The 13470-nt window shown below is 70.8% G+C and carries 10 protein-coding genes; 7 read left to right on the forward strand and 3 right to left on the reverse strand.

All coding sequences use genetic code 11. From position 1 onward, the window contains the following. Positions 1–14: 14 nt before the first annotated feature. A complete protein-coding gene (locus ND450_RS32715; protein ID WP_253322205.1) occupies positions 15–2138 on the forward strand; it encodes an MMPL family transporter in 2124 nt (707 codons plus the stop codon). Here the strand turns inward: ND450_RS32715 and ND450_RS32720 are convergent. Next, entirely contained in the window at positions 2069–3025 is a 957-nt protein-coding gene (locus ND450_RS32720) for a hypothetical protein (RefSeq protein ID WP_253322206.1), read from the reverse strand. The genes ND450_RS32715 and ND450_RS32720 overlap by 70 nt on opposite strands. A 258-nt stretch (positions 3026–3283) precedes the next feature. Then, entirely contained in the window at positions 3284–5368 is a 2085-nt protein-coding gene (locus tag ND450_RS32725) for a DUF2339 domain-containing protein (RefSeq protein WP_253322207.1), read from the reverse strand. 102 nt (positions 5369–5470) lie between these two features. On the opposite strand from ND450_RS32725, the gene ND450_RS32730 reads away from it, so the two are divergent. From ND450_RS32730 to ND450_RS32750, 5 genes are read left to right on the forward strand one after another with little or no spacing between them, the layout of a single operon-like run. Continuing rightward, on the forward strand, positions 5471–6436 hold the full coding sequence (locus ND450_RS32730; RefSeq protein WP_253328066.1) for a LacI family DNA-binding transcriptional regulator: 966 nt from the start codon (positions 5471–5473) through the stop codon (positions 6434–6436). Continuing rightward, the gene (locus ND450_RS32735) at positions 6433–7842 is read left to right on the forward strand and encodes a sugar ABC transporter ATP-binding protein (protein ID WP_253322208.1); all 1410 of its coding nucleotides are present in this window, start codon (positions 6433–6435) and stop codon (positions 7840–7842) included. The genes ND450_RS32730 and ND450_RS32735 overlap by 4 nt, the downstream gene beginning before the upstream one ends. Further along, on the forward strand, positions 7839–8744 hold the full coding sequence (locus tag ND450_RS32740; RefSeq protein WP_253322209.1) for an ABC transporter permease: 906 nt from the start codon (positions 7839–7841) through the stop codon (positions 8742–8744). The genes ND450_RS32735 and ND450_RS32740 overlap by 4 nt, the downstream gene beginning before the upstream one ends. A 30-nt stretch (positions 8745–8774) precedes the next feature. Continuing rightward, entirely contained in the window at positions 8775–9689 is a 915-nt protein-coding gene (locus ND450_RS32745) for a substrate-binding domain-containing protein (RefSeq protein ID WP_089927439.1), read from the forward strand. Further along, complete coding sequence (locus ND450_RS32750; RefSeq protein WP_253322210.1) at positions 9686–10549, forward strand: ribokinase; 864 nt, start codon at positions 9686–9688, stop codon at positions 10547–10549. The genes ND450_RS32745 and ND450_RS32750 overlap by 4 nt, the downstream gene beginning before the upstream one ends. Before the next feature lie 164 nt (positions 10550–10713). Here ND450_RS32750 and ND450_RS32755 read toward each other — a convergent pair whose 3' ends face one another. Further along, positions 10714–11688, reverse strand: coding sequence for a nitrous oxide reductase family maturation protein NosD (locus ND450_RS32755; RefSeq protein ID WP_253322211.1), 975 nt, complete (start codon positions 11686–11688; stop codon positions 10714–10716). Between the two features lie 103 nt (positions 11689–11791). Here ND450_RS32755 and ptsP point away from each other — a divergent pair, with 103 nt between their 5' ends. After that, positions 11792–13423: a phosphoenolpyruvate--protein phosphotransferase gene (gene ptsP, locus ND450_RS32760; RefSeq protein ID WP_253322212.1), complete on the forward strand. Its 1632-nt coding sequence runs from the start codon at positions 11792–11794 to the stop codon at positions 13421–13423. Positions 13424–13470 lie beyond the last annotated feature (47 nt).

Consider the following 13470-nt stretch of genomic DNA (forward strand, 5'->3'; position numbering starts at 1 on the left):
GGAGGCCGTCGTCGATGTTCGCGAAGTGGGGCTCTATCGCATATCGCCGCCGGTGGGTGGTGTTGATCGCGACCGTACTGCTCGCGGTGCTCGGCGGCGTGTGGGGCATCGGCGTGTTCGACAAGCTCAGCCAGGGTGGCTACGAGGCTCCTTCCAGTGAGGCTGCGCGGGCCGACAAGGTAGCCGAGGAGGCGTTCGGGCGGCAGAACGGTGATGTGATCGTCATTTATCGTGGCGATTTCGGTAATCCGCTCGAGCTCAAGAAGATCGCCGACCACATCAGCGGCTTCCCGAAGGACGACGTGCTCAAGGCCGTCGGGCCGGTGCCGTCGGACGACAAGCGGCAGGCGCTCGTCGCCATCACGCTGACCAGCGGTGACTCGAACGAGCAGATCAAGCAGTTCCAGGACGTGGAGCCGCAGCTCGCGATCGACGGCTTCAGCCAGCAGGTCGGTGGGCTCGTGCCCACCCAGAAGGCCATCAACGACATGTCCCAGGAGGACCTGACGCGCGCCGAGATCTTCTCGCTGCCGCTGGTCCTGCTGCTGCTCGTGGTCATCTTCGGCGGACTGGTCGCGGCCAGCCTTCCGGTCGTCGTCGGCGGCCTCGCGATCATGGGCGCGCTCGGCGTGCTGCACGCCGTGGCCCTCTTCGCCGAGGTCAACTCGTTCGCCGTCAACGTCGCGTCGCTGCTCGGCCTCGGCATGGCGATCGACTACGGGCTGTTCATGGTCGGGCGGTTCCGCGAGGAGCTGGCCCAGGGACGGACGACCGAACAGGCCGTCGGCCGCACGGTCGCGAGTGCGGGCCGCACCGTCGTGTTCAGTGCGACGCTGCTGGTCATCGCGCTGGCCGGCCTGCTGCTCTTCCCGCACGGCTTCCTCAAGTCCCTCGCGTACGGCGGTGTGGCGTCGGTCGCGATCGCGGCGCTGGTCTCGATCACGCTGCTGCCCGCGCTGCTCGGTGTGCTGGGCAAGCGGGTCGACAAGCTCGCGATGCCGTGGCGCAAGAAGGAGCCGAGCGAACGCGGCTGGCGCAAGCTCAGCGGCGCGGTCATGAAGCGTCCCGTGCTGATCGCCGTGCCGATCATCGGTGTGCTGATCGCGCTCGGGTCGCCGTTCCTCGGCGTGCAGTTCGGCCAGGTCACCGAGAAGGTCCTGCCCGAGGGCAACGCCGTGCGCGTGGCCACCGAGAACATCAACCAGAACTTCTCCGCGCTCTCCAACACCGGCTTCAAGGTCGTCGTCCAGGGTGGTGAGCAGGTCGCCGTCCAGGAGTTCCTGGGCAAGGTCGGCAACGTGCCCGGCGTCGGCGAGGTGCAGCCGACCGGCTCGGACAAGGGCGTCACGGCCGCGTCCGCCGGGCTGGAGAACGACGCGCTCAGCGAGGAGTCGAAGCAGGCTCTCAAGGACGTCCGCGCGCTCGAGCCCCCGGCCGGTGCCGAGGTGCTGATCGGCGGCAACACCGCGGTGGTCAGCGACTCGCTCGACGCCATCGCGGACGGCCTGCCGTTGATGATCACGCTGCTGGTCGGCGCGACGCTGGTCCTGATGTTCCTCGCGTTCGGCTCGGTCGTGCTGCCGATCAAGGCGGTGGTCATGAGCGCGCTGTCGCTGTCGGCGACGTTCGGCGTGCTGGTGTGGGTCTTCCAGGACGGCCACGGCGCCGACTGGCTCGGTGTCACGCCGGGACCGCTCGAGTCCGGCATCGTCGTGTTGATGGCGGCCATCGTGTTCGGTCTGTCGACGGACTACGAGGTCTTCCTGCTGTCCCGCATGGTCGAGGCCCGCGGCCAGGGCGCGACGACGGAAGAGGCGGTGACGACCGGCCTCGCCAAGACCGGCCGCGTGATCACCTCGGCCGCGCTGCTGCTGATCGTGGTGACCGGCGCGTTCGCGTTCTCGCAGGTCGCGATGATGCGGTTCGTCGGCGTCGGCATGATCCTCGCGCTGGCGCTCGACGCCACCGTGGTCCGCATGCTGCTCGTGCCGGCCGTGCTCAAGCTCCTCGGCAACGCCGCGTGGTGGTCACCCGGCCCGCTCAAGAAGATCCAGGAACGCCTCGCGCTTCACGACGAGCCGGTGGACGACCTGGACGACTTCGACGACGAGGTGCGCAAGCCGGTCCCGGTCGGCTGAGGCGGGAAGGCGACCACGGCCGCGTCGAACGGGCGCGGCCTCGCCTCCTGCAGCTCACCCGTCTTCATCCGGTACGTGGTGAGCACCGCGTTCGTGCTGTCCAGCACCGTCGTCGTCGCGCCGGTCGCGAGGAAAACCCTCGTGTCCCCCGGCGCGATGGCGACGCTCGGCGAGTCGATGGACAGACGCTCGCGCACGGTCATGGTCGCCGCGTCGACCACCACGACCGAACGCTCCTTCGGCAGCGTCAGGTAGAGCGTGGCACCGTCCGGGGTGACGGCGATGCTGCCCGCTCCCCTGCCGACCTCCACCGCGCCGACGACCTGGTTCGTGGTCGTGTCGATCACCGACACCGTGCCGGGCGTGGTGCTCCCGAGCCGCATGCCGCTCACGTAGAGCCGCTTGCCGTCCGGGGAGAGCGCGAGGTGCTGCGGCAGCCCGCCGACCTGCACCGTCGACGTCTGGAACGCCGTCGCCGTGTCGATCAGGCCGACCGTGCCGTCCTGCGAGTTCGCGACGTAGAGGACCTTGTTGTCCGGGTGGACCGCGAGGCCCTGCGGCTGTCCGCCGGCCTTGACCACCGCGACCAGCTGGAAGTTCTCCGGGTTCACCACCGCGACGCCACCGCTGGCCGAGACGTAGAGCCGCTGACCGTCCGGGCGCATCGCCGCGTGCGAGAGCTGGACCTGCGTGAACAGCCTGTCGACGATCTCGCCGGTGGACGGGTCGACCGCGGTGATCGCGCCCGTCCACCCGTTGACCACGTAGAGGCGCCGCCCGTCGGGGGACACCGCGACACCCGTCACGCGCCCGCCGGTGTCGGCCTGCACCAGAACGGCACCGTTGCGGGTGTCCACGACCTGCACGAGACCGGTCTTCCCCACCACGTACGCAAGCGGTGAAACCGATGCGGAGGAAGTGGTCGTGTACTCGTGTCCCTGGTGGACACCCGTCGCCGCGAAGGCCGCTGAGAGCGCTAGAACCGCGGCCACGAGGCGTGGCTTTGCCATACGGCCGATGGGAACACTTCCGGGTGCTTTCGATCCACTTCAGTCACTCGGTCGAGGGAAATCTTTGCCTGGACGTAGTAAGACCACGGAGTTCCTCGACGAGCGCGTACAGCCGTTCGGTGCGGTTCACGGTTCCTACTGGTAGGTGGGCGGCGCCATCTGCTGGGGCTGCTGCGGTCCAGGAGCCTTGGCCGACGACACCAGTTTCGCGTACCGGGTGCCCGCGGTGAGCAGGACCAGACCGGCACCGAGGAACGCCAGCACGCGGGCGATGCCGTCGAGCGCGGAGAGGTCGAACAGCACCAGCTTCAGCACGGTGGCGGCGACCAGGACGAGGCCGGAGATCCGCAGCGCCTTGTTGTTGATCCCCTTGACCAGCAGGAACAACGCGGCGATCGTCCACGACACGGTGACCACCGAGTGTCCGAAGAGGAACCCGGTCTCGTCCGGCGACACGAGCAGCGCCGCGCACAGCACCACACCGGCCGCGCCGTAGAGCATCACGAGCGCGGAGACGATCCACGGGAACGGGTGCTTGGCCGGCTCGCGCAGCACCTGCATCTTCAGCGCGGCCCACGGCAGCACGGCCGCGAAGACGGCCAGCACGATCGCCGTCACCAGACCGGCCGCGTAGTCGCCGGGCGTGACGTCGGCGAAGAACCGCGGCTCCTCGACCAGCCAGGTGATCGGCACGGCCAGGCCGATCGCCATGAAGAACCCGACGAGCCCGAACGCGACCGAGCCGGCGAGCGCGCTCTTCTTGTTCAGCCGGGCCGCGAGGAACGCGAGCAGCACCGCCTCCGCCAGCACGATCGCCGTGCGGACGTTGCCGTCGAGCGCGATCACCGTGGTCTGGAACAACGCGAGCATGCCCGTCGCACCGGCCGCGGTCGTGAACGCGCGGGGCAGGTCCGGCACCATCCAGATGGCCAGCAGCACCGCGGCGACCGCACCCGCGAGGACCGAGTTGACCGGGTCGGACAGCAGCGTCGTCGCGAACAACGACGGCAACGCCGAACCCACCACCAGCGCGATGGCGACGACGTCGTCGGGACGCTTGCGGATCGTCAGGAACGCCACCGCGATGCCGACGGCGGTCGTGGCCGCCGCGATGCCCACGACGGTCCACTCGAACGAGCGCGGGATCGCGTTCGCGGTGGTGAGCAGCGAGGCGAGGATCGGCGGGAACCCGCCCGCGATCGCGAGACCGGGCCAGTTCCGCCGGAGCTGGACGGGGGTGCTGGCGAGCTTCAGGACCAGCAGGAACGCCACCAGCAGCGCCGAGAAGCCCTCGGTGATGATCGGCGCGCAGAACGCGCACGCCGCGACGACGGCAACCGCCAGCGCCTGCGACTCCCACTTCAGGGCGAGCACGACACCGGAGGCCGCGACCCCGAGCCCGAGCACGAGCCCCACGCCTTCCGGCAGGTAGTGGTAAAGGCTCGTGGCGGCGATGACGTCCAGGTAGAGCCCGGCGAAACCGGTGAACACGAGCGCCATCGCCCCGGTGCGGTTGGCGGGATTGCGGAACAGCCGCATGCCGATGCCGACCATCGCGGCGCTGACCACGGCACCGCCGATGACGCGCGGCAACGGGCCGAGCCAGCCGCGCTGCACGGCGAGGACCAGCAGCAGGACGAACCCGAGCACGGTGATCGCGCCGCCGACCCAGGCCAGCAGCTTGGCGCCGGCGCCGTCCTTGCCGAGCTTCTCGAACAGGGTCTCGCGCGGGGGCTGCGGGGCCCACGGCTGCTGCGGGTGGGGCCACTGCTGGCCGGGCGGAGGCGGCGGGAACTGGGGGCCGGGCGGCGGGAACTGGGCTCCGGGCGGTGGCGGCTGCTGACCGGGGACCTGCTGACCGGGGACCTGCTGACCGGCGGGAGGCGCCGGCAGCTGGGCGGAGGCGGCCTGGGACGACCACGGGTTCGGCTGCTGCGGCACACCGGCAGGCTGCGGCATGCCAGTGACCTGCGGCGGAACCCCGGCAGGTGCCTGCTGCGGCGGCACACCCTGCTGCGGCACCCCGGCGGGCGGCGTCGGAACAGTCGTGGCGGGCGGCTGCGGCACCCCGACGGGCCGTGCCACCTCAGGTGCCTCGGCCACTGCCACCGAGGCGGAGTGCTCGCGCATCTCCGAGCTGATCGTCGAGAGCCGCTGCCCGATAGCGGCGAGCTCCAGGGCGAGGCGCTGCTCGTACCCGAGGCGATCCTGTCCGTCCATGTGATCAGAGTGAGGCAGCGCACGCCCGGTGACATCCGTACACCTACTCATCCGCTTGACTAGATCCATGTGTAATCGATTAACTACTGCTCCGTGACGACCATGAAGGACGTCGCGCAGCACGCGGGCGTGTCGACGGCCACCGTGTCGCGCGTGCTCAACGGCCATGCCGCGCCGACGCCCGAGACCCGTGAGCGGGTGCTCGCCGCGATCGAGAAGCTCGGCTACCGGCCCAACGCGCTGGCGCGGTCCCTGCGCACCACCAGCACCCAGACCCTCGGTCTGGTCATCAGCGATCTGCTGAACCCGTTCTTCGCCGAGATCGCCCGGGCGGTCGAGGACGAAGCCCGGTCACACGGCTACTGCGTCGTGATCGGGAACGCCGACGAGAGCGCCGAGCAGGAGGCCACCTACGTGCGCACCCTGCTCGACCGCCGGGTGGACGGCCTCCTGCTGTGCCCCGCGACCGACGACCCGAGTCTGGTTCGCGAAGTGAGCGCAGGCGGCGTGCCCGTCGTCCTGCTGGACCGGACGGTCAAGGGCGCCACATGCCCCGTCGTCCGGGCCGATGGCAGCGAGGCGTTGACCGCGCTCGCCCGGCGGCTCGTCGGCGCCGGCCACACCCGCATCGGAGTGATCGCGGGTCCGCCGAACACCTCCACCGGAAGAGAGCGGACCGACGTGCTCACGGGGTCGCTCGGCGGCCTCGCGCAGGTCGTGCACGGCGACTTCCGGCAGGAGAGCGGCAGCCAGGCCGCCGCGAAGCTCCTCGACGGCGGCGCCACGGCACTCGTCGCGATGGACAACCTGATGGGGCTCGGCGCGCTCGGCGAGATCCGGGCCCGCGGCCTGCAGATCCCGAACGACGTCGCGCTCGCGGTGTTCGACGACCAGCCGTGGTTCCCGCTGCTCGACCCGCCGATCACGGTCGTCGCGCAGCCGACCGTCGAGATGGGCAGGGCCGCCGCCCGAAGCCTGCTCGCCCTGATCAACGGTCAGCAGCCCGACGACGTCCGCCTGACCGCGAAGCTCGTGCTGCGCGGCTCGCTCGGGGAGGCCGAGCTGTGAACGCCCTGATCACCGCCCGCGGGATCACCAAGCACTTCGGCGCCACCAAGGCGTTGGACGGCGTGGACCTCGACATCTTCGCGGGTGAGGTCCACGTCCTGCTCGGCGAGAACGGCGCGGGCAAGTCCACGCTGGTCAAGGTCCTCGCGGGCATCCACGGCCACGACGCGGGCACGATCGAGGGCAGCGCCAGCCTCGCCGTCATCCACCAGGAACTGGCGCTGGTGCCCGAACTGTCCGTCGCCGAGAACCTGTTCCTCAACCGCCTCCCCCGCAGGTTCGGCTTCGTCGACCGCGCCGAGATGCGCCGCCGGGCACCGGAACTGCTCCGGAAAGTCGGTCTGAACGTCGACCCGGACGCCAAGGTCAAGGACCTCGGCATCGCCCAGCAGCAGATGATCGAGATCGCCCGCGCGCTCGACAAGGACACGAGCGTGCTGATCCTCGACGAGCCGACCGCGGTCCTCACCGACACCGAGACCGACCGGCTGCTCGAGATCATGGCCCAGCTGCGCGACAACGGCGTCGGGCTCGTGTTCATCACCCACCACCTCGACGAGATCCAGCGCATCGCCGACCGCATCACGGTCCTGCGCGACGGGCGCAGCGTCGGCGTCCTCGGCCCGAGGGCCACCACCCAGCACATGATCGAGCTGATGGTCGGCCGCCCGATCGACGAGCAGTACCCGCGCGCACAACGACGTCCGGGCGCTCCGCTGCTCCACATCCAGGGCCTGACCAGGCGCGGGGTGTTCGAGGACGTCACCATCGAGGTCCACGCGGGCGAGGTCGTCGGCATCGCCGGACTGGTCGGCGCGGGCCGCACGGAGGTCGCGCGCGCCGCGTTCGGCGTGGACGGCTACGACCACGGCACGGTCGCGGTCGACGGCAAACCGTTGCCGCGCCACAACGTCCAGGCCGCGATCAAGGCGGGTCTCGGGCTCGTCCCCGAGGACCGCAAGGGCCAGGGCCTCGTCCTGACGGCGACCGTCGGCCAGAACCTCGAACTCGTCACGCTCGACGACCGCGACGAGAAACGGCTCCACGACATCGCGGGCAAGCTCCGCATCAAGGGCCGCGTCGAGCAGCCCGTGAAGGAGCTCTCCGGCGGCAACCAGCAGAAGGTCGTCATCGGCAAGTGGCTGCTGGCCGACCCGAAGGTGCTGATCCTCGACGAACCGACCCGGGGCGTCGACGTCGGCGCCAAGGTCGAGATCTACGAGCTGATCAACCGCATGACCGCGCAGGGCCGGGCCGTGCTGCTCGTGTCCAGCGACCTTCCCGAGGTGATCGGGATGAGCGACCGGGTCGTCGTCATGGCCCACGGCCGCGTGGCCGGTGAGCTGCCCAAGGGCGCGACCCAAGACCAGGTGATGGCACTCGCCGTGCAGGAGATTCCAGCGTGAGCACGATCAGCATTCGCAAGTACGCCAGCGAGAACGGCGCCCTCGCGGGGCTTCTGGTCCTCGCCCTGGTCATCGCCCTGATGCAGCCCGCGTTCCTCAACGCGCAGAACCTGCTCAACGTCGGCGTGCAGGCCGCGGTCATCGCGATCATGGCGTTCGGCATGACGTTCGTGGTGGTCGCGGGCGGCATCGACCTGAGCGTCGGCAGCATCGCCGCGCTGGCCGCGATGGTCGGCGCGCTCACCGCCGGACCGGTCGGGCTCCTCGTGGGTGCGTTGTGCGGTCTCGTCAACGGCGCGCTGATCAGCTACGGCAAGCTGCCGCCGTTCATCGCGACCCTGGCCATGCTCAGCGTCGCCCGCGGTCTCACGCTGGTGTTCTCCGAGGGGCAGCCGCACGAGACGGACGAGCTGGTCACGTTCCTCGGCTCGAACCTCGCGCCCAGCCTCCCGTTGCCCTTGCTGCTGATGCTCGCGTTCTTCGGTGTCACGGGCCTGGTCCTCACGCGCACCAACCTCGGCCGCCGCATGTACGCGATCGGCGGCAACGAGGAGGCCGCGAAGCTCAGCGGCATCGACGTGCGCCGCAACAAGCTCTGGATCTACGCGCTCTCCGGCCTGTTCGCCGCCGCCGCGGGCCTCGTGCTCGCGGGACGGCTCGGGTCCGCCGGTCCGCAGGCCGCGGCCGGCTACGAACTCGACGCCATCGCCGCCGTGGTCATCGGTGGTGCGTCGCTGTCCGGTGGCGTCGGCCGCGCCACCGGGACGTTGGTCGGCGCACTCGTGCTCGCCGTCCTGCGCAACGGCCTCAACCTGCTGCAGGTGCCGCCGTTCTGGCAGCAGGTCGTCATCGGCGTGGTGATCGCTCTCGCCGCGCTGCTCGACTCACTTCGCCGTCGCTGAGAAAACCCGCAACAGGTAAGGAACACACCAATGAAGGTGACCCGACGGATCGCGTTGACGCTCGGTGCCGCTGCTCTCGTGGCGACCGGCTGCAGCGGGACTGGGGCGTCCGGAGACATCACCATCGGCCTCGCGGTGTCCACTTTGAACAACCCGTTCTTCGTGGAACTGCAGCAGGGCGCGCAGGAGATGGCGGACCGGCTCGGTGCCAAGCTCACCGTGGTCGACGCGCAGAACGACGCGACGAACCAGGTCAACCAGGTGCAGACGCTGGTGACGCAGGGCGTCAAGGCGATCATCCTGAACCCGGTCGACTCCAAGCAGTCCGCGCCCGCCGCGAAGGCCGCCGAGACGGCGAACATCCCGCTGATCTCGGTCGACCGCGCGGTCGAGGGCGGCAAGGTCGCGGCCGAGGTCGCGTCCAACAACGTCTCGGGCGGCAGCCTCGCGGCCATCGAGCTCGGCCGCGCCACCTCCGGCGACGTCGCGCACCTCAAGGGCATCCCGGGCGCATCGGCGTCCCGTGACCGCGGTCAGGGCTTCGAGCAGGGCCTGAACAGCGGCAACATCAAGGTCGTCGCCACGGCCGTCGCGGACTTCGACCGCGCCAAGGGCCTCAACGAGACCACGAACCTGTTGCAGGGCAACCCCGGCATCAAGGGCATCTTCGCCGAGAACGACGAGATGGCGCTCGGCGCGATCAAGGCCCTCGGCGCCCGTGCCGGCAAGGACGTGCAGGTCGTCGGCTTCGACGGCACGCCGGACGGCCTGAAGGCGATCCAGGACGGCACGCTCGCGGCGACCGTCGCGCAGCAGCCGAAGCTCCTCGGCTCCAAGGCCGTCGAGCAGGCCGTGCACGCGGCCAAGGGCGAGTCCGTGCAGCAGGTCGTGGACGTCGAGGTCAAGGTCATCACGGCGAAGAACGTGGCAGAGTTCGTCAAGTGACACAGACTCTGCTCGTTCTCGGGTCCGCCAACGCCGACCTCGTGGTCGAGGTCGGCAGGCGGCCCGGCGGCGGTGAGACCGTGCTCGGCGGCGACACCGTCGTGCTGCCCGGCGGCAAGGGCGCGAACACCGCCGTCGCCGCCGCCCGCGTCGGAGCGTCCGTCGCGCTGGTCGGAGCCCTGGGTGACGACGGGTACGGCTCGCTGCTGCGCGAGTCCCTGGAGTCGTCCGGCGTCGACACGGCGCTGGTGAAGACCTCCGCGCGCCCCACCGGGATCGCGTACATCACCGTCACCCCGGACGGCGAGAACTCCATCGTCGTCTCGCCCGGCGCCAACTCCGACGTGGCACCGTCCGATGTGGACGGGCTGTCGTTCGACGGCGCGGGGGTGCTGACCTGCTCGCTGGAAGTGCCGCTGGAGACGGTGGTCCACGCGATCGGCGCCGCCTCGCAGGCCGGTGTGCGGACCGTGCTGAACCTGTCCCCGGTCGCCGACCTGCCCGCGGAGACGTTGCGGCAGCTCACGGTCCTAGTCGTGAACGAGCACGAGGCAGCGCAACTCGCCCAGGACTGGACCGGCCTGCTCGCCCTCGGCCCCGCCTCGGCCGTCGTCACCCTCGGCTCGCGCGGTGTCGCCGTGGTCGAGCGGTCCGGTGTCGTCGAGGTGCCCGCGGTCGAGGTCGCCGAGGTCGTGGACACGACCGGCGCCGGTGACGCGTTCGCCGGAGCGCTGTCCGCCCGGCTCGCCGACGGCGACGACCTGGTCCGGGCCGCGGAGTACGCCGTGAAGGTCGCCGCGCTGTCCGTCACGAAGGCGGGCGCGCAGCCGTCCTACCCGACGGCCGCCGAAGTCGGCTGACAAGGGCCTGCGTCGAAGTCCGATCCGCGACAGCCGGGCCCGAGGCGGCCCCTGGCGGCACGGCCGGTACGACCACGTACAACACCGGTACGCGGCCATACCGGCCGCACCACCAGGAACCACCTCAAGCGCGACTCTCATCGAATCGGACTTCGACACAGGCCCTACGACCGCACCGCCGCGCGGTCGTCGAACAGGTCCTCGTCCGGCAGCGCGTACGCCTCGGCGTCCGGCTCGCTGCCCGGCAACGGCCCGCCCGGCATCTCCGGCTGGACGGGCGGCGCGGCGACCTGCGTGAACGGGATCCCGCGCGGTGCCCTGGACTTCTTCGAGGGCGCACCGACGACCACGTCACCCCTCGGGTTGCCGACGACGAGGTTGCGGAACACCACGTTCTTCGGGCTGGACGTGATGCTCATGCCCACCCCGAACGCGCCGTCGGCCCGCACGGGCGACAACGCCTCGTCGTTGTCCGAGATCAGGTTGCCGGCGATCGTGACCTGGTCCTGCCGTTCGGCGCTCGACAGCAGGCCGACCCGGTTGCCGCTGAACCTGTTGCCCAGCACGAACATCCCGCCGGACGCGTTGGCGCCCTCGTAGCCGACGGCGTTGCGCTCGGACACGTTGCCGCGCACGACGACATCGCACGGCCTGCAGTGGCCCACGTAGATGCCGGCGGTCGCGCTGCCGCTCGTGTAGCTCTGCTCGATCACGCCGCGTTGCGCGTCGAACGCGTGGATGCCGAACAACGCATTGTTGCTCGCCGTCACGTACGAGACGCGGAAGTCCCGCTGCGCGGAGATCAGCACGCCGTTGGACGTGTGGTTGCGGACCGTCAGGTTCTGCACGGACACCTCCGGCGCCGCGACCACGATCCCGTTGGGACGCTCGGTCTCGCCGTCGATGATCACGCTGCCGCGCCGGGCGCCCCTGATCGTCAGACCCCTGGTTTTAACGTGCACCGTCTCCTCGTAGACACCTGGGGCGACGACGATGGTCGCGCCTTCGCCTGCTGCGTCGACGGCTTGCTGGATGGTGCGCGCCTCCGCCGGGACGGAGATCTCGGGACCGAGGTCCGGTCGGGCCGCCGCGCATCCGGCGACCAGGAGCGTTGCGGCGAGGACGTACGGAAGGCGCACGGCTGGTCACGGTACTGCTCCGAACGGCCTACTCCACGCGCGGGCGTTCCATTGGGCACACTGAACTGTCCTGGGTGTACGGTCGGAGGGTATGGTCTAGACCATGTCGAGCACGCGGCTCAGCGGTGTCGGTGTCAGCAGCGGCCGGGCGACCGGTCCCGTGGTGAGGGTCGCGGAGGCCCTTCCCGAACCTCCCGCGGGTCCCCGACCCGCGGATACAGCGGCCGAGGCCGCGCGCATCCGCCCGGCGACGGAGGTCGTGGCGCAGCGCCTGATGGAGCGCGCGAAGACGGTCGAGGGCGACGCGCGCGCCGTTCTCGAGACCACGGCGGCGATGGCGGGCGACCCGTCGCTCATCAAGTCCGCCGAGAAGCTCGTGTCCGACGAGTCCCTGCCCGCGGCCCGCGCCGTCCACCAGGCCGCCGCGAAGTTCATCTCCGCGCTGCAGGCCGCCGGTGGGTACATGGCCGAACGCGCCCGCGACGTCCAGGACGTGCGCGACCGCGTGGTGGCCGAACTCCTCGGCCTGGCCGCGCCCGGCGTCCCCGACCTGACCTCCCCGTCCGTGCTGGTGGCCCGCGACCTCGCGCCCGCCGACACCGCGGGTCTCGACCCGTCGAAGGTCCTCGCCCTGGTCACGGAGGAGGGCGGCCCCACCTCCCACACCGCGATCCTCGCCCGTTCGCTCGGCATCCCGGCCGTCGTCGCGTGCCGCGGCATCCTGGCGTTCGAAGGCACCTCTCTCGACGTCGACGGCGACACCGGCCAGATCCGCGAGTCCGACGGCAAGGTCCGCGCCGCCGGCACCGGCCAGAAGGCCCAGTGGAACGGCGTCGGCGCGCTCAAGGACGGCCACCGCGTCAAGGTCCTCGGCAACGTCGGCTCCCCGGCCGACGCGGCAGCCGCTGCCGCCGCGGGTGCGGAGGGCGTCGGCCTCTTCCGCACCGAGTTCTGCTTCCTGGACGCGGCGGAGGAACCGACCGTTGCTGAACAGACTGCTGCTTATGAAGCGGTGCTGGCGCCGTTTGCGGGCAAACCCGTCGTGGTGCGCACCCTCGACGCGGGCGCGGACAAGCCGTTGGCGTTTCTGAACCCGGACCCCGAGCCCAACCCGGCCCTGGGCGTCCGCGGCCTGCGCGTCGCCTTCGACCGCCCCGAAATCCTCGACCGCCAGCTCGAAGCCATCGCCGCCGCGGCCGCGTCCTCGGGCGCGGACGTGTCGGTCATGGCCCCGATGGTCGCCACCGCCGCCGAAGCCGCCTGGTTCGTCGAACGGGCCCGCGCCGCCGGCATCAAGCGAGCCGGCGTCATGGTCGAGGTCCCGTCCGCCGCCCTGTCGGCTCGCGAGATCCTGCAGGTCGTCGACTTCATCTCCATCGGCACCAACGACCTGGCGCAGTACGTCTTCGCGGCCGACCGCCAGCTCGGCGGAGTCGCGGCCCTGAACGACCCGTGGCAGCCGGCGCTCCTGCGCCTCATCGCCCTGGTCGGCGAGGCCGCCACCGCCACCGGCAAGCCCGTCGGCGTGTGCGGCGAGGCAGCGGCCGACCCGTTGCTCGCGTGCGTGCTCATCGGCATGGGCATCACGTCCCTCTCGATGAACCACACGGCACTCCCGGGCGTCGGCGCCAAGCTGGCGACCACCAGCGTGGACATCTGCCAGCTCGCCGCCCGCGGCGCAATGGCGGCGGGCGACCCGGCCTCGGCCAAGCTCGCGGCCCGCGCCCCGCACTAGGGGTCCCACCCGATCGTGTGATCAACGCGGGGGCTCGGCCCCCGCGT

It is taken from the genome of Lentzea sp. HUAS12, from assembly GCF_024125735.1.
GTDB classification, from domain to species: domain Bacteria; phylum Actinomycetota; class Actinomycetes; order Mycobacteriales; family Pseudonocardiaceae; genus Lentzea; species Lentzea albida.